General features: G+C 62.3%; 18 protein-coding genes. 17 read left to right on the top strand and 1 reads right to left on the bottom strand.

Features of this window, described 5'->3' with window-relative positions; translation table 11 throughout:
- Nucleotides 1-67 precede the first annotated feature (67 nt).
- The gene (locus G3N95_RS03980; protein WP_205968629.1) at nucleotides 68-1213 is read left to right on the top strand and encodes a porin; all 1146 of its coding nucleotides are present in this window, start codon (nucleotides 68-70) and stop codon (nucleotides 1211-1213) included.
- Between the two features lie 113 nt (nucleotides 1214-1326).
- Here G3N95_RS03980 and G3N95_RS03975 read toward each other — a convergent pair whose 3' ends face one another.
- Nucleotides 1327-2346 (bottom strand): ABC transporter substrate-binding protein, encoded by a 1020-nt coding sequence (locus G3N95_RS03975; RefSeq protein WP_205968628.1) that lies wholly within the window; start codon nucleotides 2344-2346, stop codon nucleotides 1327-1329.
- A gap of 172 nt (nucleotides 2347-2518) precedes the next feature.
- On the opposite strand from G3N95_RS03975, the gene G3N95_RS03970 reads away from it, so the two are divergent.
- From G3N95_RS03970 to G3N95_RS03895, 16 genes are all read left to right on the top strand, one after another.
- Nucleotides 2519-3469, top strand: a complete 951-nt coding sequence (locus tag G3N95_RS03970) for a LysR substrate-binding domain-containing protein (RefSeq protein ID WP_205968627.1) — start codon at nucleotides 2519-2521, stop codon at nucleotides 3467-3469.
- Nucleotides 3470-3700: 231 nt separating this feature from the next.
- On the top strand, nucleotides 3701-4741 hold the full coding sequence (locus tag G3N95_RS03965; RefSeq protein WP_205968626.1) for a tripartite tricarboxylate transporter substrate-binding protein: 1041 nt from the start codon (nucleotides 3701-3703) through the stop codon (nucleotides 4739-4741).
- Between the two features lie 74 nt (nucleotides 4742-4815).
- A complete protein-coding gene (locus tag G3N95_RS03960) occupies nucleotides 4816-5670 on the top strand; it encodes an amidohydrolase family protein (RefSeq protein ID WP_205968625.1) in 855 nt (284 codons plus the stop codon).
- A 96-nt stretch (nucleotides 5671-5766) separates the two neighbouring features.
- Nucleotides 5767-7773 (top strand): tripartite tricarboxylate transporter permease, encoded by a 2007-nt coding sequence (locus G3N95_RS03955; protein WP_205968624.1) that lies wholly within the window; start codon nucleotides 5767-5769, stop codon nucleotides 7771-7773.
- 51 nt (nucleotides 7774-7824) lie between these two features.
- Entirely contained in the window at nucleotides 7825-8355 is a 531-nt protein-coding gene (locus G3N95_RS03950) for a carboxymuconolactone decarboxylase (protein WP_205968623.1), read from the top strand.
- A 60-nt stretch (nucleotides 8356-8415) separates the two neighbouring features.
- Nucleotides 8416-9423, top strand: a complete 1008-nt coding sequence (locus tag G3N95_RS03945) for a LysR substrate-binding domain-containing protein (RefSeq protein ID WP_346778350.1) — start codon at nucleotides 8416-8418, stop codon at nucleotides 9421-9423.
- 138 nt (nucleotides 9424-9561) lie between these two features.
- Entirely contained in the window at nucleotides 9562-9852 is a 291-nt protein-coding gene (locus G3N95_RS03940) for a DUF4148 domain-containing protein (RefSeq protein WP_205968622.1), read from the top strand.
- 514 nt (nucleotides 9853-10366) lie between these two features.
- On the top strand, nucleotides 10367-11338 hold the full coding sequence (locus G3N95_RS03935; RefSeq protein ID WP_205968621.1) for an ABC transporter substrate-binding protein: 972 nt from the start codon (nucleotides 10367-10369) through the stop codon (nucleotides 11336-11338).
- A 17-nt stretch (nucleotides 11339-11355) separates the two neighbouring features.
- A complete protein-coding gene (locus G3N95_RS03930) occupies nucleotides 11356-12381 on the top strand; it encodes an amidohydrolase family protein (RefSeq protein ID WP_205968620.1) in 1026 nt (341 codons plus the stop codon).
- A gap of 25 nt (nucleotides 12382-12406) precedes the next feature.
- Nucleotides 12407-13252, top strand: a complete 846-nt coding sequence (locus tag G3N95_RS03925; protein ID WP_205968619.1) for an amidohydrolase family protein — start codon at nucleotides 12407-12409, stop codon at nucleotides 13250-13252.
- 78 nt (nucleotides 13253-13330) lie between these two features.
- On the top strand, nucleotides 13331-14188 hold the full coding sequence (locus G3N95_RS03920) for an aldolase/citrate lyase family protein (RefSeq protein ID WP_205968618.1): 858 nt from the start codon (nucleotides 13331-13333) through the stop codon (nucleotides 14186-14188).
- Nucleotides 14188-15738 (top strand): acetolactate synthase large subunit, encoded by a 1551-nt coding sequence (locus tag G3N95_RS03915; protein ID WP_205968617.1) that lies wholly within the window; start codon nucleotides 14188-14190, stop codon nucleotides 15736-15738. Before G3N95_RS03920 ends, G3N95_RS03915 begins: the two co-directional genes overlap by 1 nt.
- Nucleotides 15739-15777: 39 nt before the next feature.
- Complete coding sequence (locus G3N95_RS03910) at nucleotides 15778-16671, top strand: phosphate ABC transporter substrate-binding protein (RefSeq protein ID WP_205968616.1); 894 nt, start codon at nucleotides 15778-15780, stop codon at nucleotides 16669-16671.
- 51 nt (nucleotides 16672-16722) lie between these two features.
- Entirely contained in the window at nucleotides 16723-18075 is a 1353-nt protein-coding gene (locus tag G3N95_RS03905) for an MFS transporter (protein ID WP_205968615.1), read from the top strand.
- 186 nt (nucleotides 18076-18261) lie between these two features.
- The gene (locus G3N95_RS03900) at nucleotides 18262-19515 is read left to right on the top strand and encodes an MFS transporter (protein WP_205968614.1); all 1254 of its coding nucleotides are present in this window, start codon (nucleotides 18262-18264) and stop codon (nucleotides 19513-19515) included.
- 430 nt (nucleotides 19516-19945) lie between these two features.
- Nucleotides 19946-21550, top strand: a complete 1605-nt coding sequence (locus tag G3N95_RS03895) for an aldehyde dehydrogenase (NADP(+)) (protein ID WP_205968613.1) — start codon at nucleotides 19946-19948, stop codon at nucleotides 21548-21550.
- Nucleotides 21551-21642: the final 92 nt, after the last annotated feature.

The following is a 21642-nucleotide window of genomic DNA, read 5'->3' as shown; positions in this document are numbered from 1 at the left end:
AGTCCCGATAGCGACGCCAGTTCGCGATCTGGCACATTGTGACCCATTCAAGGAGACGGCATCAATCATGAAATACAGGACCGCAATATGTGCTTGCGCGGCATTGATGAGCATTGTGCCGACCTGGGCGCAGGCTGAAGACGAAGGCGCGGCCGATGGTAAAGCCACGGGTACCAGTATGGTGACCATCTATGGCTTGATCGATCAGGGATTGGAATACGTCAACAACGTGGCCAAGGGAAAGAACGCCACGACCAACGCTTATCGCATGGGAGACGGAACGGCAACGTCGTACTTCGGGATTCGCGGCAGCGAAGATCTCGGCGGCGGGACGAAGGCGATCTTCGATCTGCAAGGCGGCTTCATGCCCAGCAATGGAACGTCGCGGCAAGGTGGCCGTCTGTTCGGGCGGCAATCGTACGTCGGTCTCGATGGGAAGTTCGGCCGGCTGACGTTCGGGCGTCAATACACGATGCGCTTCTATGCGACCTCGTTCATCAATCCGTTCGGAACGGGCGCGCAAGGTCTTACCACGCTGGATAACGGCATCGCCAATGCACGCGCCGACAATTCCGTGAGCTACCGCTATTTTCTCGGCGGATTCGAAGGCGGGGTGAACTACAGCTTCGGTCGCGATGCCGTGAACGGCAATCCGGCGACCGCCGCAGCCGCCAATTGCCCGGGACAGACGACACCGTCGAACGAATGCCGGGAATATTCGGTCATGGGTAAGTACGATGGACACACCTGGGGCGTGGCGACCTCTTATGAACGCAACTACGGCGGCACGTCAGGAACGTTCGGCGGCCTCACTTCACCGAATCTCACCGACAGCCGGTTCACGTTGGGTGGCTACTTCAAGATCAGTCAAGCCAAGTTCGGCGTAGGCTGGATCAGGCGCGATGACGAAGGCCTCAAGACGCCGAAGAGCAACCTCTTCTGGGTGACGGGCACCGTACCCGTTACACCGTTCGTGTATGTCGACGGCATGGTGGCGCAACTCAAGTACGACCATTCGCCCAACAAGGCGCTGGTGCTCGTATTGCGCGGTGAATATCTGCTGTCGAAGCGCACGTTTCTTTACCTGACGGGCGAGCATATCCACAACTACGGCAATCTCGCGCTCGCAGCGACCACCATCACGCCTGTTCCCACGCCTCCGGCCGGCAGTTCGCAGATATCAATCATCGCGGGTATCCGGCACACGTTCTGACATGATGCAGGACGCACGCATCGCAGCACCCAAATGAAGCATGCCCCGCAGGCCGGACATCGATCCGGCCTGCGGGGCTTTTGTCATCGCAAAGACTGAACCGCGTGACCCGTTCAGCCGAGCAGCTTCGTCGCGGCTTTTGCCGCCGACATGTCGGCCACTTCCGCGAAGGGTTGTTTCCGCTTCAGGCTGCCGAGGCCGATGAACATGTCTTGCAGATAGCCGATATCGTCGCCTGTCAGCGAGAGATCCTTCGAGTAGGGCCGTTGCGATTCATTGAACTCCCAGATGGCCTGCGCCGATTGCTTGTCGAATTTTTTCTGCGCGTGTTTGCGTGCTTCGAAGAACGCATCGCGCGATGCGGGCGACATCAGGAAATCGTAGAGCGCGCCATAGGCGGCCATGACGGCGACCAATCCCTCGTGCTTTTCCTGCAATGCAGTATCGGACGCATAGGCGGTCTGGAAAATGCATCGCGGCAGCGCTTGCCACATGTTGGCATCGCTGATCGCCACGAGCCCGCCAGAAACGTTCAGATGCGAGATGCTCGCGCAGCACGCGTCCGCTTCGCCCCTGATAACCGCGTCGTAGCATTGTTCGTTGCTGCCTTTATCGACGAAATTGACCTGCGAAGCGTCGATCCCCTTTTCCTTCATCAACTGCAGCATCAGCGTATGCAGCAAGCCCAAGGTCGGGCCGACCGCGACCGTCTTGCCCTTTAGATCGGCGAGCGTCGTGACCCTATCGGCGGGCCGCGTGAAAACCGTTAGCGCGCATTTCTTCATCCCGGCGCCGACGATCTTGACCCTGGCGCCTTGCGCGATGCGTGACAACACCATGTTGTAGCCGGATACCATGCAGACATCTGCCGCGCCCGCGGAGATGGCATCGAAAGGGCCCGTTGCGCCGGGGATCTGCACGATCATCGCATTGACGCCGAACTGCCTGAAATAACCCATCTCGTCCATCAACGCGTTCAGCGTGGCATTCTCCAGTCCCGGGTTGCTGACGATGCGCAGCTGGGTCGTCGCGCTCCTCGCGAAATACGGCACGGCGAGCCCGCCAGCGGCAACGCTCAGGCCGAGCAGGCCGGCGCTGCGCAGAAAGCGGCGGCGGCTTAAGGTGTGGGTCATCGGCTGTCTCCATACGCCGGTCGTGCCGACGAGTTGTCGTTCATCGTGTAGCTTGCGGCCAATGCAAAAAAGCGCCATCGGGCGCATCGCGATCCTGCCAGCGAACAGCAACTGCGGGCAATTGAGTAAAATGGCCTCAGACTTAACGAGTTGGTAAAAGGGGGCACACGACGTGTCGGAGCTTGACTGGTACCTGCAGATCAATCTGAAGGCGCGCCATTTGCACCTGATCGTGGCAATCGACACGTACCGCAACCTGACCCAGGTCGCCGACGTCACGCATGTGACCGTGCCTGCCGTGTCGAAGTCGCTGGCCGAGCTTGAAAAAGGACTCGGGCTCACGCTGTTTTCACGCACGGCTCAGGGCCTCGTGCCCACGCAGTACGGCGATTGCCTGATTCGCCACGCACGGTCGATGCTGACGATCCTTCATCAGGCACGCGACGAATTGAAAGCGCTGAGTTCGGGCACCGAGGGCAAAGTCCACATCGGCATGCTGCCCGCATCGGCGTCCGTGCTGGTGCCGCAAGCGCTGGGCCTTCTGAAGCAGCGTTCGCCCGGAACCAATGTGGTGGTGATCGAAGGGACGACGGCCTCGCTCTTGCCCGAACTCTGGCAGGGGCGGCTCGACCTCGTGGTGGGCCGTCTGCCGCCTCCGGATACGCTCGGCAGTTTCGAGGAGAAGGAACTGCTTGAAGATCCGGTGACACTGGTGACGGGCCGTCAGCATCCGCTGGCCCGCAGGAAGACACTGAAGTGGTCGGACCTGCAACCGTACCCGTGGATATTGCCGCCGCCGGGATCGATACTGCGCGATCCGCTCGAACGTGCGCTCGAAGCGCATGACGTGCCGTTGACCAGCAACTACATCGAAACGCTCTCGATTCACGTCGTGCGCGCGCATCTGCAGGTATCGGACTTCATTGCCGTGATGGCCGACACGCCCGCTAACGATCCCGCACAACCGCTTCACACGCTGCCGTTGAGCCTGCCCCGTCTGCTGCGGCCGACGGGCGTGCTGTGGAATCGCAATCGTGGCCTGACGCCCAGTGCGCAACTGATGGTCTCGTGTCTGGAAGAGGCGGCTCAACGTCTCGCCGAAAAGAGCCGGGCCGCGCGTTAAGCGTCGCCCGCTCACACGAACCTGCCTGCCGCCCGCCGTTCTGCGCGGGCCTTAACCATTTGCTCAAACCCCTCGCCGTTTTTCTCAATTGACCCACGTCGTCGTGCTGGCAAAATTTGTCTACGTTCACTCGATAAACGAACGTAGACAACGCGATCCGCATCCGGCCTGCAATGTGTCGGCCTGGCCACGAATGCGAATCGCGGACTATTACCGGAGACAGAGACGACCATGAAGTTCAGGACCGCAATTCGCGCTTGCGCGGCGCTGCTGGGTATTGCCGCGATGGCGATGAATGGACCCGCTTTTGGCCAGTCGGTCGAAAACTTCTATCACGGCAAGACGCTGACGCTGGTTGTCAGCGCCGATGCAGGCACGCCGACTGACATCATCGCGCGTCAGTTCGCGCGCTTCTTCGTCAACTACATTCCCGGCAAACCGCGTGCGGTGGTGATGAACGTGGTGGGCGCCGGCGGGATGGTCGCGGCGGCGTCGCTTCAGTCCAGACAGCCCAACGACGGCACCGTGATCGGCTTTCTTCAGCGCAACAACCTCTATATCCCTCTGCTCGATCCGCGGCAGAACAGATTCGATCCCCGCCAGGTGAGATGGCTCGGCAGTCTCAACAAGGTCGAATACTGCCTGGTGTCGATGACGCGTTCCGGCGTCACCACCGCTGACGACCTGATGAAAAAGAAGATGTACATCGGCGCGACAGGCTTCGCTAACGAGGACAGAACGTTGCCCGCGCTGCTCGACGAATACCTCGGCGCGAAGATGAGCATCGTGCCGGGATACACGGGCCGCGGCGAAGTGTATCTGGCGATGCAGCGCGGCGAAGTCGACGGCTGGGCGTCGACCATCGATGGTCTGCAACAGGGCGAACCCGTGCGCATGCTTGCCGACGGCAAGATGAAGGTGTTGTTGCATCTTGGCTGGAACAGTCCGGCGCCTTTCTCCGATATTCCGAACCTGAGCGCGTACATCACGGATCCCAATGTGAAGGCGCTGTTCAACCTGTTCCTGCTGCCGTTCAACGCGGGGCGTCCGATCGCCGTGCCGAAGGACGTGCCTCAGGATCGTCTGAACGCACTGCGCGATGCGTTTGCAAAGACGATTGCGGATCCCTCGTTCATCGAGGCCATGAAAACTTCGGGTTTTCCCATCGATCCGATCGACGGCAGCGCGGTGGAGCAGATCGTCAGCAAGCTGTACGCGACGCCCGAACCGCAGCTAGAGAGCGCACGCAAGCTCATCTTCAGTTCGCGTTGATCGCTTGATCTGACCACGAGACGTCATGAACCTCATGCAGGTGAATGACAGCCACCATCAAAAGGCTTAGGCAAATGACACCTGAAATCATCGACATTCACCCGCATATCATTTCGGCGGATACGGATCGCTATCCGGTCGCTCCGCAACACGGACATCGCTCGAAGTGGTCGGCCACGCGCCCCGTCACGTTCGAACAGATGATCGCCGAGATGGACGAGGCCGGCGTGGCAAAAGCCGCGATCGTGCATTCGTCGACGACCTACGGGCACAACAACGCGTATGTGGCCGACAGCGTGGCGCAATTTCCGAAGCGCTTCACGGGTGTCTATTCGTTCGACCTGCTCGCACCCGATGCGCTGAAGACCTTCGACTACTGGCTGGCCAACGGCATGGGCGGTATCCGGCTCTTCACGGGCGGGGCGACGCATCAGAGCGACGGAAGCTGGCTGGTCAATCCGGCGACATTCCCGATCTGGGAGCGCTGCGCAGAGATCGGCATGACGATGGCAGTGCAGACGACGCCGGATGGCTTGTCGATGGTCGCCGAACTCGCCGAACGTTTCCCCACGGTGAAGATCGCGCTCGATCATTGTGCGCGTCCCGATCTCGAGGATGGCCCGCCGTATGCACGTTGTGCTGCACTGTTCGATCTGGCGAAGTACGACAACATCTACATGAAGATCACGCCGCGAACCTTCGATCTCGCGCAGGCAGCGCCTGGTGGAGCAGAGGCATTCTTCCAGAAACTGGCGAAGGTGTTCGGCGCCGATCACCTGGCCTTCGGCTCGAATTATCCGGCTTCCGCGGGACCGTTGAAGAAGCTGATCGATCAGGGACATGCGTGTTTCGCAGGTCTCAGCGACGACGAACGCGCGTGGGTCTGGGGACGTACGGCGAAGGTGCTGTACCCGTCGCTTGCCGACTGAATTCGTCGCGAGGTGGGAAACCCTCGATTCTCGCCGGCGCGTGAAGTGGGACCCATCAAGTGAGCCAGCGAGCTTGCCCTTTCATCAGGATGACGCATGGAATTTTTCAACGACGCAACGCTATTGGCAGCAGGCCATGCGCTATCGACGCTCTTGCAGTTCAACCGTCTGATCTTCCTCGTGTTCGGCGTCGTCGTCGGACTGTCGATCGGGTTGCTGCCGGGAATCGGAGGGCTGACGGGCTTCGCGCTGCTGGTGCCGTTCACTTACACGATGGACCCGTATGCGGCGTTTGCGATGCTGCTCGGCATGGCGTCCGTCATTACGACTTCGGACGTCATTCCCGCCGTGCTCTTCGGCGTGCCGGGACACGCGGCGTCGCAGGCCACCGTACTCGACGGGCTGCCGATGACGAAGCGCGGAGAAGCGTCGCGCGCATTGAGTGCGTGCTACATGTCTTCACTGCTCGGCGGCCTGATCGGCGCGGTCATTCTTGCTGTTTCGCTGCCGCTGGTACGGCCTTTCGTGCTGTCGATCGGCACGCCGGAAATGCTGGGGCTCACGATCTTCGGCGTCTCGATGGTGTCGGCCCTGTCGGGCAACGCGCCGCTGAGGGGCGTGGTCGCGGCCTGTTTCGGCATTCTGGTCGGCATGGTCGGCACCAACGTCGCTACGGGGCAAATGCGCTGGACGGGGGACATTCTTTATCTGCAGGACGGCATTCCGCTGGTGCCGATCATCCTCGGCATCTTTGCATTGCCGGAACTGTGCGAGCTTGCGATCCGGCGCACGGCCATCGCGGAGAATGTGCAGTTCACTTCGCGCCAGGGCATGCAACAGGGCGTGGCCGACAGCTTGCGTAACTGGTTCCTGGTGCTTCGCTGCGGCGGGCTCGGCGCAATCCTCGGTGCAGTGCCCGGTATCACCGGCGCGGTGACGGACTGGATCGCCTACGGCCACGCGCTGCAAACCTCGAAGGGCGCGAAGCAGACCTTCACCACGGGCGATGTGCGCGGCGTGATTGCGCCTGAAGCGGCCAACAATGCACGCGAAGGCGGCAGCCTCGTGCCGATGCTGTCGTTCGGCGTGCCGGGCGGCGCCGCTCAGGCGATCCTGCTCGGCGCGATGATGGTGCACGGCTTCATCCCAGGGCCCGACATGCTGACCAAGCATCTCGACTTCACCTATTCGATGGTCTGGTCGATCGCACTGGCGAACATCTTCGGCGCAGGACTGTGCTTTCTGCTCAGCGGGCAGTTCGCGAAGATTTCGACGCTGCGCTACACGCTGATCCTGCCCGTCATCATGCCCATCATCTACGTCGGCGCCTTTCAGGGCTCGCGTAGCTGGGGCGACCTGTTCGTGCTGCTGATCGCCGGTCTGATCGGCTGGACCATGAAGCGCCTCAAATGGGCGCGTCCGCCGCTGATTCTCGGTCTCGTGCTCGGCGTGCTGATGGAGCGCTACATGTCGATCTCGTACGTGCGCTACGGGACGGAGTGGGTCACGCGTCCGGTCGTGATGGTTCTTCTGATTCTCGCGGCACTGGTCTTCTTCAAGCCCTTGTTCAGCGCACTGCGCAGCGGCGGCCTCGCGCGGATGCGGCCGAGCGGAAAGATCGCGTTCAAGCTCGAAGACCTCGTCTATGTGTTCTTCATCGGCATCGGACTCTACATGCTGCTGACGGCGCAGAGCTGGCTCCTGATGGCGCGAATCGGGCCGACGGTCATCGCGAGCATTCTCGTGATCGCCGGAACGGGCAGTCTCGCCTACAAGGTGTTTTTCATTCCGGCGCAAGCAGGCATGGCGAACGCCGGTGGCGGCATCCACATGGATGTATCGAGCGACCACGGCGAAAAGCTGCCGAACAAGGTCGTGCTGCTGCGGGCAGCGAAGTTCTTTGGCTGGTTCGTCGGGTTCCTGGTCTGCATGTCGCTGATCGGCATGATCCCGACGGTGCCGATCGTGATCGTCGCGTTTATGCGGATCGAAGGGCGCGAGTCCTGGCGGCTCAGTCTGATTCTCGCGGCCTGTGTGACGGCGCTGATCTATGGCGTGTTCGATCAGATCATCCATATTCCGTGGCCGAGCAGCCTGCTGTGAGCGCCACTGCTTTAGCACCTCTTCATTGAACGAACACTCGAAGGAACGGGTATGACGGACAACCGACTCGAACGCATCGACGCGGACAACGCCACCGACGCTCAGAAGAAAGTCATCTCACGGCTCGGCGAAGGGCGAGGGCGCATCCCGACGCCGTTCAATATCTGGCTGCACAACCCGAATCTCGCCGAAGGCATGGAGATCATCGGCACGCATGTCGATCGATCGCCCGTGCTCAGCGAGGCGGAAAGCGAAGTCGCCATTCTCTCGACGGCCGTGTTCTGGAATGCGCCTTACGTGATCGCCAATCATCGCCGCCATGCGTTGAAATCCGGCGTTCCAGAGGTCGTGGTGGCTGCAATCCTGGAGAAGCGGCGACCCGAAGCCGGTGATGATCGTTTCGGTTTGATCTGCGACGCGGTCTGCGACCTTCTCGCGGGCGGCGCGATCGACGACGCGCGCTTTGCACGTTACGACGCCGGGCTCGGACGCGCCGTGATCGCCGAACTGCTCGTCACGGTGGGTTATTTCACGTCGATCTCGCTCGGCATGACCTTGCACGCGCTGCAGCCGAAGGGCTGACCTGAACGCGCCGGGCGGCGCGCATATTCAAGAGATGGTGAAACCGCGGAGGTACACGACGTGTCAGCTCTCGACTGGTACCTGCAGATCAATCTGAAGGCGCGTCATCTGCGCCTGCTCGTGACGATCGACACGTATCGCAATCTGACCCAGGTGGCCGACGTCACGCATGTGACGGTGCCCGCCGTGTCGAAGTCGCTTGCCGAACTCGAAAAAGGACTCGGGCTCACGCTGTTTTCTCGCACGGCGCAAGGGCTCGTGCCCACACCGTATGGCGACTGCCTGATCCGCCACGCGCGCGAGATGCTGACCATCCTTCATCAGGCACGCGACGAACTGAAAGCGCTGAGTTCGGGAACCGAGGGCAAGGTGCACATCGGCATGCTGCCCGCATCGGCCTCCGTGCTGCTGCCGCAAGCACTGAGCCTTCTGAAGCAGCGTTCGCCCGGCACCAACGTGATGGTCACGGAAGGCACCACGGCTTTGCTGCTGCCCGAACTCTGGCAAGGCCATCTCGACCTCGTGGTGGGCCGTCTGCCGCCGCCGGATACGCTCGGCAGCTTCGACGAAAAGGAGCTTCTCGAAGAGCCCGTTACGCTGATGACGGGCCGTCATCATCCGTTGGCGCGCAGGAAGACGCTGGCATGGTCGGATCTGCGTCCCTTTCCGTGGATACTGCCGCCGCCCGGCTCGATACTGCGCGATCCGCTGGAACGCGCACTCGAAGCGCACGACGTGCCACTGACCAATAACTACATCGAAACGCTGTCGATTCACGTCGCGCGCGCGCATCTGCAGATCTCGGACTTCATCGCCGTGATGGCGGGCACACCCGCCGGCGACACCGCTCAGCCGCTGCATACGCTGCCGTTGAGCCTGCCGCGGCTGCTGCGTCCTGCCGGCGTGCTGTGGAACCGCAATCGCGGCCTGACGCCTAGCGCGCAGCTGATGGTGTCGTGTCTGGAGGAGGCGGCCGAGCGGCTTCAGGCAGGGGCTGGCGCCGCGCCGCGCGGGGTGTCGTCGCCGGCGCGGGCAAACCGGCTGCAACCGGCTCCAGAGGCAAACTGAGCGAGCTTCAGCACTCGAGGTTCGCCATGCGCGCAGCCTCGCTCGAATGGCGGATTTGTCAGCCTCCCGCCATCTTTTGGACAGTTTCTGCGCACTACACTTCGTCGTGGAGTACCCGTTTTTCTCGAAGCGGAGACCATGATGAAGAAGATCATTCTTGCGTGTCTGACTCTTCCCGCGTTGCTGGCGGCTTGCGCCGCGCCATCTGCCGACAGTGTGTCGAGCGCCCATATCACGCCCCGGCAATGCCAGGATCTTGCCGCGCTCAAACAGGGCGCCGCGCCGACGCATGCACTGTTGACGACTGAGGCCGATGTGCTGCTGACAGCCGGCTATAACTCGGTGACCGACGGAGACGTCTATCCTGGTGCGTTGCACCACGCGCAGCGGCGCGTCGCTGACTGGTACAGGAAGGACTGCCCGGTTTAAGACACGATTGACTGTGCCGGTGCGGATCCGGCCGCACTGGCGCTGTCGGGTTTCGCGAGGCTGCATGCGGCGGCGCGGCAGCGTTTTGCCCTTATCTCCCTTATCTATTGAGTCAACATAACCGGAGACTCAACTGCATCGGCGAGCACACAGTGCGGCCTGGACGGCTTGAGCGGCTGCCCGCTTTCTTCTGTCGATTCCACACTTCATCGATCCGGCCAGGCTCTCTGGCGCGATACGCGTCAACGCCTCCGGCATCCAGAGCCGGTCTGGAACAGCATCTGCATCGAACATCGCAAAGCGCCGCTGCCGGCGTGCGTTGGCACGCGCCGGCACAACCGAGCCTTTACCGAATGGTTAACGCGCCCGCAGGTTAATTCAATAGACGGAAAACGGGCGCAGAAAGATCATTCAGTCAACGAGATCGCCTGAACAGCCACGCAACTTGCAAGCAGCACGCATGAAGCAGAGGGCATACAGGCCGATCCGATTGTCCAAGTCAAAGGAGACTACGTTGACCAAGAAAGTGCACCTCAAGCTCGCCATTGCCGAGCATCCGCATACCGCTGCGATCCGCGACGGTTCCATTCCTATCGAAGGCGTGGATGCGGAATTTGTCACCGTCCAGCCGCAGATCGGCGCGTTCCGCCGCATGGTCCGCGATGTCGAGTTCGACGTATGCGAACTGGCGCCGACGACCTACATCATCGCCCGTGCATACGGCGCGCCGTTCGTCGCGCTGCCGATCTTCGTGGTACGTCGCTTTCACCATTCGGGTCTGCTGGTGCGTCCGGATGCGGGCATCAAGACGCCCAAGGACCTCGAAGGCAAGAAAGTCGGCGTGCGCGCGTATTCGGTGACGACGGGCGCATGGACGCGTCAGGTGCTGATGGACGAGTTCGGTCTCGATGCATCGAAGGTGACCTGGGTCGTCGATGACGAAGAGCATGTCACGCAACTGAAACTGCCGCCGAACGTGATTCACGCACCGGCTGGCAGCTCGCTGGCGGAAATGATGGAGAAGGGCGAACTGGTAGCGGGCTTTCACGGCAACGCGGGCATCGGCCGCACGGGCGCGCCGACGGGCGGCTGGAAGGAAGTCGAGGCCGACTATCCGGATCTCTTCCCGAATGCGCAAGAACTGGAAGCTGAGTACTACGCACGCACGGGCGTGTATCCGATGCATGGCACGATCGTCGTGAAGGATTCGGTGCTGGCCGAGCATCCGTGGGTGGCGAAGTCGATTTACGACGCATTCGACAAAGCCAAGCAGGATTGGCTCGCGAAGCTCGACGCAGGCGAACTCACCGACAAGAAGAACAAGAAGTATATCGAGCTGCAGAAGATCGTCGGACATGATCCCCTGCCCTATGGCATCGAGGAGAACCGCAAGACGATCGAGGCACTCGAAGCGACCGCGTTCAAGCAAGGCCTCACGCCGAAGCGCATGTCCATGAGCGAGCTGTTCGTCGATCCCCGCGTTTGAATCAGGACGGAAGAAAAATGATCATCGATTGTCACGGTCACTTCACGACCGTCCCTGCTTCCTTCCGCGACTGGCGCGCGAAGCAGATCGACTCCGCTAACGATCCCGCCAACGCGCCGCCGCTCTCGGGCGCGCACGTCAGCGACGACGCTATTCGCGAAGGCGTCGGCAATGGCCAGTTGCGCCTGCAAAAAGAGCGCGGCGGCGACCTCACGCTGTTCTCGCCGATCGCCGGCCTGATGAGCCATCACCTTGGCAACGAGCGCACGAGCCTCGAATGGGCTGAAGTGTCGAACAACCTGGTGCGCCGCGTCTGCGACATCTACCCGGACAACTTCGTGCCCGTCTGCCAGTTGCCGCAGTCGCCGCTGGCGCCGCCGAAGAACTCCGTGGCCGAGCTGCGGCGCTGTGTCGAAGAGATGGGCTTTGTAGGCTGCAATCTGAATCCCGATCCGAGCGGCGGTTACTGGACCGGCAAGCCGATGACGGATCGCGAGTGGTATCCCGTCTACGAAGCACTGTGCGATCTCGACGTGCCCGCGATGATCCACGTCGCGGCGTCGTGCAACCCGTGTCATCACGGCACCGGCGCGCACTACCTGAACGCCGACACGTCGGTCTTCATGCAACTGCTGCAGGGCGATGTCTTCAAGGACTTCCCGACGCTGCGCCTCGTGATTCCGCACGGCGGCGGCGCGGTGCCTTACCACTGGGGCCGTTATCGCGGCATGTCGCTGGAGATGGCGAAGCGCCCGCTCGAAGGGTTGCTGAACAACATCTTCTTCGACACCTGCGTCTATCACCATCCGGGCGTCGAACTGCTGACCAAGGTCGTGCCGACCAGCAACGTGCTGTTCGGATCGGAAATGATCGGCGCCGTGCGCGGCCGCGACCCGGACACGGGCGAGTACTTCGACGACACCAAGCGTTACATCGACGCGTGCAGCGCGTTGAGCGACGCCGATCGTCACGCGATCTTCGAGGGCAATGCGCGCCGCGTCTATCCGCGCCTCGACGCGCACCTCAAAGCCAAGGGACTGTAACGCAGACGCGATCTGCACGGACATCATGAACTTCATCGACATTCATCCTCACATCATCTCGGACGATGAGAAGCGCTACCCGTCCGCGCCGCTGTTCGGCAAGCGCTCGGACTGGTCTCAGGAGCGGCCCAATACCGTCGAAGCGCTGATCGAGGCAATGGACGCAGCGGGCGTCGCGAAGGCCGCCGTCGTGCACTCGTCGACGACCTATGGCTTCGACAACAGCTATGTCGTGGACGGCTGCAACCAGTACAAGGACCGTCTCGTGGCGGTGGGTTCGGTCGATATGCTGGCCGACGACGTGCCGGCCGTGATCAAAGGCTGGGCGGACAAGGGTCTTGCCGGGCTGCGCATCTTCACGGGCGGCTCGACCAAGGACTTCGATCCGAGCGAACTCGACAATCCCAGGTCATTCAAGGCATGGGAGATGCTGGCCGAACTGAGGCTGCCGATGTGCATCCAGACCGGGCCGATCGGCTTGCCCCAGGTGGGCATGCTGGCGGAGAAGTTTCCGGGTGTGAACATCATCCTCGATCACCTCGGCCGTCCCGACGTGCTCGACGGGCCGCCGTATGCGAACGCCGCCGGCCTGTTCGCACTGGCCGATCTGCCGAACATCTATCTCAAGCTCACGCCGCGCATCTTCGGCGACGTGAAGAAGGAGAAGGCGAGTGCAGAGACCTTCTTCCCGCGCGTCGTCGAAGCCTTCGGCGCCCAGCGCATGGCCTGGGGTTCGAACTTTCCGACCTCGACGGGAACGCTCGAGGAGATTCTTGCGACAGCCGAAGAAGGGGTCGCCTGTCTCGGCGAAGAAGACCGCGCGTGGATCTTCGGCAAGACCGCACAGAAGCTGTATCCCGCGCTGAGCTGACGGGAATCGCACCGAACATTGCCAACCGCGTGCGCGGCCAACCAAAGCGCCGCCGCGCAGTGAGAACGAGAGATCAACATGTCCAACATACGCCTCAACAGCATCATCCGCGCGTTCGAATCGGGCAAGGCCGCGCATGCTGCGTTCGCCAAGCTCGACAAGCAGACTGCCATCGAAATGAGCGATTCGCCGTATGACGGCATCGTCTTCGAGATGGAGCACAACCCGTACGACGTGAGCGCACTCGGCGACGCGCTGCAATACATGCTCAGCCGCAAGCAGATCGTCGAGACGGCATCGGTGGAAACGAAGGTGACGCCGATCGCGCGCATTCCCGCCAACGGTGTCGAGATGAACCAGAGCTTCGCGAAGCAGGTGCTCGATCGCGGCGCGTATGGCGTGATCTGGCCGCACGTCGCGACCGTCGAGCAGGCCTATAACGCCGTCGCGTCGTGCCGTTATGCGCGGCCGAAGAGTGCGCCGCTGTACGAGCCGAAGGGTGTGCGCGGCGATGGTCCCGCGAATGCGGCGCGCTACTGGGGCCTGTCGATGCAGGAGTATTACGAAAAGGCCGATGTGTGGCCGCTCGCGCCGCAGGGCGAGATTCTCGTCGGCCTGATGTGCGAGAGCACGCAGGCAATCGAGAACCTCGACGACATCCTCGCTAATGTACCCGGCATCGGCTTCATCCTGATCGGCGAAGGCGACCTCAGCCAGGAACTGGGCTTTCCGCGCCAGTACGAACACCCTGAAGTCCTCGATGCGATGCGCCGGATCGTCGAGACCTGCAAGAAGCACAACGTGGTCGTCGGTCATCCGCACGTCACGGCAAAGAACCATCGACGACTGATGGAAGAGGGTTATCGCTATCTGATGTCGGCGCCGCAACGCACCTACGGCGTGGTCGGTCTCGCGCGCGACATGGCGGGCTACTGATGAACGGCGCCGAAAGTCTCGTCGCGACGCTGGTCGAGCAGGGCGTCGACATCTGCTTTGCGAATCCCGGCACGTCGGAGATGCATTTCCTCGCCGCGCTGGGCGACAACCCGAAGATGCGCAGCGTACTGTGCCTGTTCGAAGGCGTGGCGACGGGCGCAGCCGACGGCTTCTACCGGATGAAGGACAAACCCGCCTCGACGCTGCTGCACCTGGGGCCGGGACTCGCGAACGGTCTCGCGAATATTCACAATGCGAAGCGCGCGTCGTCGGGCATGGTCAATGTGGTCGGCGAGCATTCGGTGTCGCATCTGAAGTACGATCCGCCGCTCACGTCGGACATCGAGGGTCTTGCGCGGCCGCTGAGCCACTGGGTGCGCCGCGCCGGATCGGCCGATACGATCGCGTGGGATACCGCGCAGGCCGTGGCCAAAGCCAGCGAGCATCCGGGGCAGATCGCCACCTTGATCCTGCCCGGCGATACCTCGTGGCAACAGGCGGGCGCGGCGCGCGTATTGCCGCCGCCTGTCGATGCGCGTCGCAAGACGCCCAGCGCCGCGCGCATCGAACACGTCGCACAAGTGCTGCGCTCGGGCGAGCCGACGCTGATCATCCTCGCGAACAAGGCGACGCGCGGCGCGGCCCTCGACAAAGCCGGCCGCATCGCGGCGGCGACGGGTGCGCGGCTCGGCTCGCAGTTCTTCACGGCGCGTATCGAGCGCGGCGCCGGGCGTGTGCCGATTGCGCGCATTCCATACGCGGTCGCGCAGGCCACGGCATTTCTGAAGGACTACAAGCACATCGTCACGGTCGAGACGACCGAGCCCGTCGCGTTCTTCGCGTACCCGGACAAGCCGAGCTTGCTGAAGGCGGAGGGCACGCTGGTGCATCCGCTCGTCGAGTCCGACGAAGACAGCGAACTCGCATTCGACATGCTGTTGCAGGCGCTCGGCGCTGCGGGCACGGCACCGCTCGTGCAGCCGCGCATCGAGACAGCCGTGCCGACGGGCGCACTCAACCCGACGAGCATCGCCCACGCGCTGGCGGCAGCCTTGCCCGAGCACTGCATCGTGGTCGATGAATCGCTGACGACGGGCCGCGAGTCGATGAGTCTGACGATGGGCGCGCTGCCGCACGACCTCATCAACAACATGGGCGGCTCGATCGGTTATTCGACGCCCGTCGCGACGGGCGCTGCGCTCGCGTGTCCCGACCGGCGCGTGTTCTGCATGGTCGGCGACGGCAGCGCGATGTACACGATTCAATCGCTATGGACCCAGGCGCGCGAAAACCTGAACGTCACGACCATCGTCTTCGCCAACAACAGCTACGCGATTCTCAAGGCCGAGTACGCCAACATGGGCGCGGGCACGCCCGGTGAACGCGCGCTGTCGATGATCGACATCGACAAGCCGCGCATCGACTGGCTGGCGATGGCGAAGAGCATGGGCGTGCCGGGCATCGCGGTGGAGACGGCGGAAGACTTCCACAAAGCGATGGTCGATTCGACGCGCGAGCCGGGTCCGTGCCTGATCGAGGTCCGGTTGTAATTCGTTCGACAAGATACAAAAGCATACGGAGAGACAAGCATGACAACGACGCTGACTGGCGTGCCGACGCTGCGCACCAATCTGGCCGAATACGCCGTGACGAAGGCGATGCGCGACGGGCGCGTAAGCTCCGACGTGGTGACGCTGGACTTCTGCGGACCGACCCCGGCGCACAACGGCTTCAAGGCGATGGTGCGCGAGAACAGGTTCGACGCGGGCGAACTGGCGATCGTCACGTTCCTTCAGGCCAAGGCGTACGGCAAGCCCTATGTGCTGCTGCCGACGCCGATCTCAGGCCGCTTCCAGCATCACTGCGCGGGCTACAACCTCGACTTCGGGCACCTCGATCCGAAGGATATCGAAGGCAAGAAGGTCGGCGTGCGCACCTATACGCAAACCACGGCACTGTGGATTCGGGGCATTCTGCGCCATGAATACGGCGTCGATCTCGACAAGGTCACGTGGATGACGCTCGGCGACGGGCACCTTGCCGAGTACCGCGATCCGTCGAACTGTCAGCGTCTGCCGGCAGGTTCGTCGATTCCGCAGATGATGCTCGACGGCGAATTGACGGCCGCGCTGCTCGGCGAAGACATGCCGAAGGACGAACGCGTGCGCACGCTGGTCCCCGATGCGCATGCCGCCGCGAAAGACTGGTTCGCGCGCACGGGCGTGGTCCCGATCAACCACATGTTCGTGGTGCACGAGAATCTGTCGAAGGAGCGGCCCGATGTGGTGCGCGAGCTGTACCGGATGATCGTCGAGAGCCGCTCGCTCGCCGAAGGCGTGCCGGCCATCTTTCCGCCGGTCGGACCGGAAGCGAATCGCAAGGGCCTGCAACTGGCAATCGACTGGGCGCTCGATCAGAAGATCATTCCGCGCCGCCTGTCCGTCGACGAACTGTTCGACGATGTGACGGGCAGTCTCGGTTGAGCGACGCAAGATCGCGCCGGAGAAAACAGAACAATCATCGGAGACACGCAGATGGAGATCACCCGAAGCAGGGCGGCGCGGGCGGAGAATCGCTGGGGCATTCTCGTGCTGCTCGCGCTCGGGCTGATGATTTCCTTCGTGGACCGGACGAGCATGTCGGCTGCGCTCGCCGATCATCATTTCGTGCAGGAGTTCGCGCTGACGCACGTCGAGCGCGGCTGGCTCGGCTCCGCGATGTTCTGGTCCTACGGTTTGTTGCAGATGCCGATGGGCTGGCTGGTCGACCGCTATGGCGTGAAGTGGCCTTACTCGATCTGTTTCCTGCTGTGGTGTCTCGCGGCGGCGGCAACGGGCATGGTCACGACGCTGTCCGCGCTGATTTTCGTGCGTCTGCTGATCGGCGTCGCCGAAGCGGTGGTGGTCCCCGCCACCTATCGTTATCTCGCGAACAACTTCGACGAAACGCGTAAGGGCACAGCGCTCGGCATCTATTCGATCGGCGGGAAGATGGGGCCGGCGCTCGGGGCGCCGATCGCGGCGTGGCTGATCGCCGTCAGTTCATGGAAAGCGATGTTCATCGTCACCGGGCTCGCCGGACTGGTGTGGCTGATGCCGTGGCAGCTGATGCTCGACAACGACTATCCGTCGAAGGCTGAACTTGCGGCACGGAAACGGCGAGCCGCTGCCGTGCCGCTGGGAAATCTGCTGTCGAGTCCCGTGGTGTGGGGCGGTTTGATCACCAACTTCTGCTACAGCTATTTCGCGTTCTACTGCATGACGTGGATGCCCGCGTATCTGGTCGAACAGCGCGGGCTTTCGCTGCGGCAGTCGGGGCTCTATACGTTCTTCAGTTTCATTGGCATTGCGATCGTGGCGGCGTTCGCAGGGCTCGCAGCGGACCGCCTGATCGCACGCGGACACGACGCTGTCGTCGTGCGCAAATCGTTCATCGTGGCGGGGTTCATCGGCGGCACGACGGTGCTGATCGGCGCTTTTACACGCTCGCCGCAGATGGCGTTGTTCTGGAACGTCGTCTCTTTGTCTCTGTTGGGTCTCGTCACCGCGAACAACCTCGCGCTCGTCAAGCTCACGCTGATTCCGAAGCAGGCGGTGGGTTTGAATACGGGCTTGCAGCAGGTTGCGACGAGTCTCGCGGGCGGCGTTTCGGCGAGTCTGTCCGGCTGGTTGCTTCATGTGGGACACAGCTACACGCTGCCGATGCTGGCCATTTTCGGTTTTCTGTTGCTCGGTGCCGCCAGTACCGTGGTCTTGTTGCAGCGGAAATGGGCGCCGAAAGTCAACATGAGCGGACACGAGCAGCCGTCCGACGACGTGCCGCCGCGGGCCTTGCAGAGCGCTCCCATTCTCGAAGCGGATGCGGGTCGATATCACGACGAGTCGTAAGCCGGTCTGCACGCCGCTATAACCGGACGGTTAAGACGTGCGCGTTTTTATTCAATAGACGGCTTGTGCGCGGATGCCGATGATTGCGGCATTCTCATAGCCTGCCTTCCGCAGTATCTGTTTTATGCCAACAAGAATCTTCGACACTCACGTGCACGTCCACGACGCGGAAGGCAGGCAATCGTCATGACGCGTCTCAACGATTCATCGTCGGCGGCGATCGACGCGCGCGCCGGCACGGCGCCCTTGCTGCAGCATGCATCGTTGACGCGCTTCCTGATAGCGCGCGCCGGCTCCATCACGGCGCAGCAGATGCTGATGCTCGCGATCAGCTGGCATATGTACGACCTGACGGGGAGTGCCTGGTATCTCGGTCTCGTCGGACTCTTCCAGTTCATTCCGGGGCTCGCGACGACGTTCGTAGCAGGCCATTGCGCCGATCGCATGCATCGCGGACAGATCGTTGCGGTCTGTCTTGCGGCCCAGGCCGTCACGGCCGCGCTGCTGGCCGTATCGACGATGACGCACGTCGTGACACGCGACCTGTTGCTCGGGCTCTCGCTCGTGCTTGGTGCGATCCGCCCGTTTCAGATGTCGGGGCAGCAGGCGTTGCTGCCGATGCTCGTTCCGCAGACCTTGCTCGCGCGCGCGATGGCGCTCAGCACGGTGGTGCAGCAGGTGTGTGTGATCGCCGGGCCGGCGCTGGGCGGCCTTTTGTTTGCGACGGGCGTCAACGCGCTCTATCTGACCTGCGCTGCAGTGTTCTGCGTGAGCGCCGTGATGTACGCGCTGATCCGCTACGACTACGTTGCGCCGCCACGCGAGCCCGTCACGGCCGAGACCGTGCTCGCCGGCGTGCGCTTCGTGTGGAGCAATCCGCTGCTGCTAGGCGGCATCTCGCTCGATCTGTTCGCGGTGCTGTTCGGCGGTGCGACGGCATTGCTGCCTGTCTACGCGAAAGAGATTCTTCACGTCGGGCCGCAAGGTCTGGGCTTGCTGCGCTCCGCGCCCGCCGTGGGCGCGCTGTGTGTGGGTCTGATGCTGTCGCGGCGTGCCATGGTGAGCGGTGTCGGCAAGAAGCTGCTCGTTGCGGTTGCCGTCTATGGAATCGCGATCGTCGCATTCGGCGTGTCACGCTCGTTTCCGCTATCGCTGTTGCTGCTGGCAATTTCCGGCGGCGCCGACACGATCAGTGTGATCGTGCGGCAGACGCTGATTCAGCTCGAAACACCGGACCCTATGCGTGGACGGGTCGCGGCCGTGAACACGCTCTTCATCGGCGCGAGCAATCAACTGGGTGAATTCGAATCCGGCGTCACGGCGACGGCATTCGGCGCGATCGGCTCGGTGGTGCTCGGCGGATGCGCGACGGTGCTCGTCAGCATCGCGTGGAGTCGACTGTTCAAACCCTTGGCGCGGCGCGATACCTTGCATCGATAGCGCTTTAACGTTCCGGTTAAGTCGTTGGACTTTAACTTCAATGGACGGCGCCGACACACCGCACGATGATGACAAGACATCGAATGGAGCGAGACAGCACGGAGAAGCGTATGAGCAGTCAGTGCAAATCCCTTCGTGTCCTCATCAAGGACTGGTTTGGGAACGGCGGGCATTTCCGGGTCACGCGGCCGGACCGGTCGAAGTCGATGCCGTGGCGAGTCGTCAGAGTCGAAGTGGCGCGCACGTCCGGAACGTTCGCGATTGTGTTCTTTCGCCACGACGACGGCTCGTGGTGTGTCTATCCGCCTTCCGTCGTTCAGCCAACGTTGAATTGGCTTTGAAAGCGGCTGGGTCAATGTGGGCGAAGAGGCAGCCGAAATCGAATTGCGCATGGCACAACAACTTCATTGAACACGTTCAGGAAATCAGCATGACTATCACGGGCGACATGCTCATCGGCTTTTCTGCAGTGCGCGGGAACGAGGGCGAACAGCGGGCATTCAATCCCGCAAGCAATTCGGAGATCGCGGAGCCGGTCTTCGGCATGGGTGGCGCAGCGGAGGTCGAGCGCGCGACTTCGCTGGCACAGCAGGCTTTCGATAGTTATCGCAATGTGCCGCTTGCAAAGCGCGCGGCATTTCTCGAAGCGATCGCCGATAACATTCTGGACCTGGGCGATGAACTGATCGAGCGCGCACACGCGGAGACGGGTTTGCCGCTGCAGCGCCTGCAAGGAGAACGTGCACGCACGGTTGGACAGTTGCGTTTGTTTGCCAAAGTCGTGCACGACGGACACTTTCTCGGCGCGACGATCGATCACGCGCAGCCCGCGCGTCAACCTTTGCCGCGCGCGGATCTGCGGCTTGCGAAAGTACCGCTCGGTCCCGTCGCCGTATTCGGCGCGAGCAATTTTCCGTTGGCGTTTTCGGTTGCGGGAGGCGACACGGCATCGGCGTTGGCGGCCGGCGCGCCCGTCGTCGTCAAGGCGCATGGCGCACATCTGGGCACGTCGAAGCTCGTTGGCTGCGCTATCCAGAAAGCCGTGAAGGAAAACGGCTTGCCCGAAGGCACTTTCTCGCTGCTGTTCGGCGCGGGTCGCACGCTCGGCGAAGCGCTCGTGTCTCACCCCGTCATCAAGGCAGTCGGCTTCACGGGCTCGCGGCAGGGCGGGCTTGCGTTGATGCGCATCGCGAACGCTCGCCCGGAGCCGATCCCCGTCTATGCGGAGATGAGCAGCATCAACCCGGTATTCCTGTTTCCGTCAGCGCTCGAAAACCGTGCTGAAGCGATCGGCGGTGCGTTCGTCGATTCTCTGACGATGGGAGCGGGCCAGTTCTGCACGAACCCCGGCGTTGTACTTGCCATCGACGGGCCGGGTCTCGAACGTTTCGTGAAGGCAGCGGGCGAGGCGTTGACCGGGAAGCCCGCGCAGACGATGCTGACGCCCGGCATCTTCGAAGCGTATTGCGCCGGAACGAAGAACGTCGACGCCGTACAGGGCGTGACGATCGTCGCGCAGGGTCAATCGGCAGGTGAGCGTGCGAATTCCGCACAGGCGGCGCTCTATGTGACCGACGCGCAGCGCCTGCTCGCGTCCCCCGAACTGGAGGCCGAGATGTTCGGGCCGGCATCCGTTGTGGTTCGCGCTCGTGATCTCAATGAGTTGATCGCGATCGCGGAGCACATCGAAGGACAGCTCACCGTGACGCTTCAGATCGACGCAGCAGATCATGCCGACGCACAGCGCCTGTTGCCGGTGCTCGAACGGAAGGCCGGCCGCATTCTGGCCAATGGCTTCCCGACGGGTGTCGAAGTGTGCCACGCGATGGTTCATGGCGGCCCGTTCCCATCGACGTCGAATGCAATGTTCACGTCGGTGGGGGCGACGGCAATCGACCGTTTCCTGCGTCCCGTCTGCTATCAGGATCTGCCTGAAGGGCTGCTTCCGGATGCGGTGAAGGAAGGCAATCCGTTGGGCGTATGGCGTCTCGTCGATGGGGAAGTGGCGGGGCCTTCTGCACAAGCCGGTCGATGACTTCATCGCGCGAGCGTCTGTTGACGTGCACGTCCGTTGCTTAGGTTATGCGACCAAAAAATCGCGAAAATACATTAACAAACACTACAAAT

The sequence above is a fragment of the Paraburkholderia sp. Tr-20389 genome (genome assembly GCF_017104565.1).
Taxonomy (GTDB): Bacteria; Pseudomonadota; Gammaproteobacteria; order Burkholderiales; family Burkholderiaceae; genus Paraburkholderia.
The sequence above is the reverse complement of the archived record's forward strand: the minus strand, read 5'-3'. Positions and strand labels throughout refer to the sequence as shown.

Coding starts and splice junctions, on each gene's coding strand:
- G3N95_RS03980 (WP_205968629.1), top strand. CDS start 68: ATGAAATACAGGACCGCAATATGTGCTTGCGCGGCATTGATGAGCATT.
- G3N95_RS03975 (WP_205968628.1), bottom strand. CDS start 2,346: ATGACCCACACCTTAAGCCGCCGCCGCTTTCTGCGCAGCGCCGGCCTG.
- G3N95_RS03965 (WP_205968626.1), top strand. CDS start 3,701: ATGAAGTTCAGGACCGCAATTCGCGCTTGCGCGGCGCTGCTGGGTATT.
- G3N95_RS03960 (WP_205968625.1), top strand. CDS start 4,816: ATGACACCTGAAATCATCGACATTCACCCGCATATCATTTCGGCGGAT.
- G3N95_RS03955 (WP_205968624.1), top strand. CDS start 5,767: ATGGAATTTTTCAACGACGCAACGCTATTGGCAGCAGGCCATGCGCTA.
- G3N95_RS03950 (WP_205968623.1), top strand. CDS start 7,825: ATGACGGACAACCGACTCGAACGCATCGACGCGGACAACGCCACCGAC.
- G3N95_RS03940 (WP_205968622.1), top strand. CDS start 9,562: ATGATGAAGAAGATCATTCTTGCGTGTCTGACTCTTCCCGCGTTGCTG.
- G3N95_RS03930 (WP_205968620.1), top strand. CDS start 11,356: ATGATCATCGATTGTCACGGTCACTTCACGACCGTCCCTGCTTCCTTC.
- G3N95_RS03925 (WP_205968619.1), top strand. CDS start 12,407: ATGAACTTCATCGACATTCATCCTCACATCATCTCGGACGATGAGAAG.
- G3N95_RS03920 (WP_205968618.1), top strand. CDS start 13,331: ATGTCCAACATACGCCTCAACAGCATCATCCGCGCGTTCGAATCGGGC.
- G3N95_RS03915 (WP_205968617.1), top strand. CDS start 14,188: ATGAACGGCGCCGAAAGTCTCGTCGCGACGCTGGTCGAGCAGGGCGTC.
- G3N95_RS03910 (WP_205968616.1), top strand. CDS start 15,778: ATGACAACGACGCTGACTGGCGTGCCGACGCTGCGCACCAATCTGGCC.
- G3N95_RS03905 (WP_205968615.1), top strand. CDS start 16,723: ATGGAGATCACCCGAAGCAGGGCGGCGCGGGCGGAGAATCGCTGGGGC.
- G3N95_RS03900 (WP_205968614.1), top strand. CDS start 18,262: ATGACGCGTCTCAACGATTCATCGTCGGCGGCGATCGACGCGCGCGCC.
- G3N95_RS03895 (WP_205968613.1), top strand. CDS start 19,946: ATGACTATCACGGGCGACATGCTCATCGGCTTTTCTGCAGTGCGCGGG.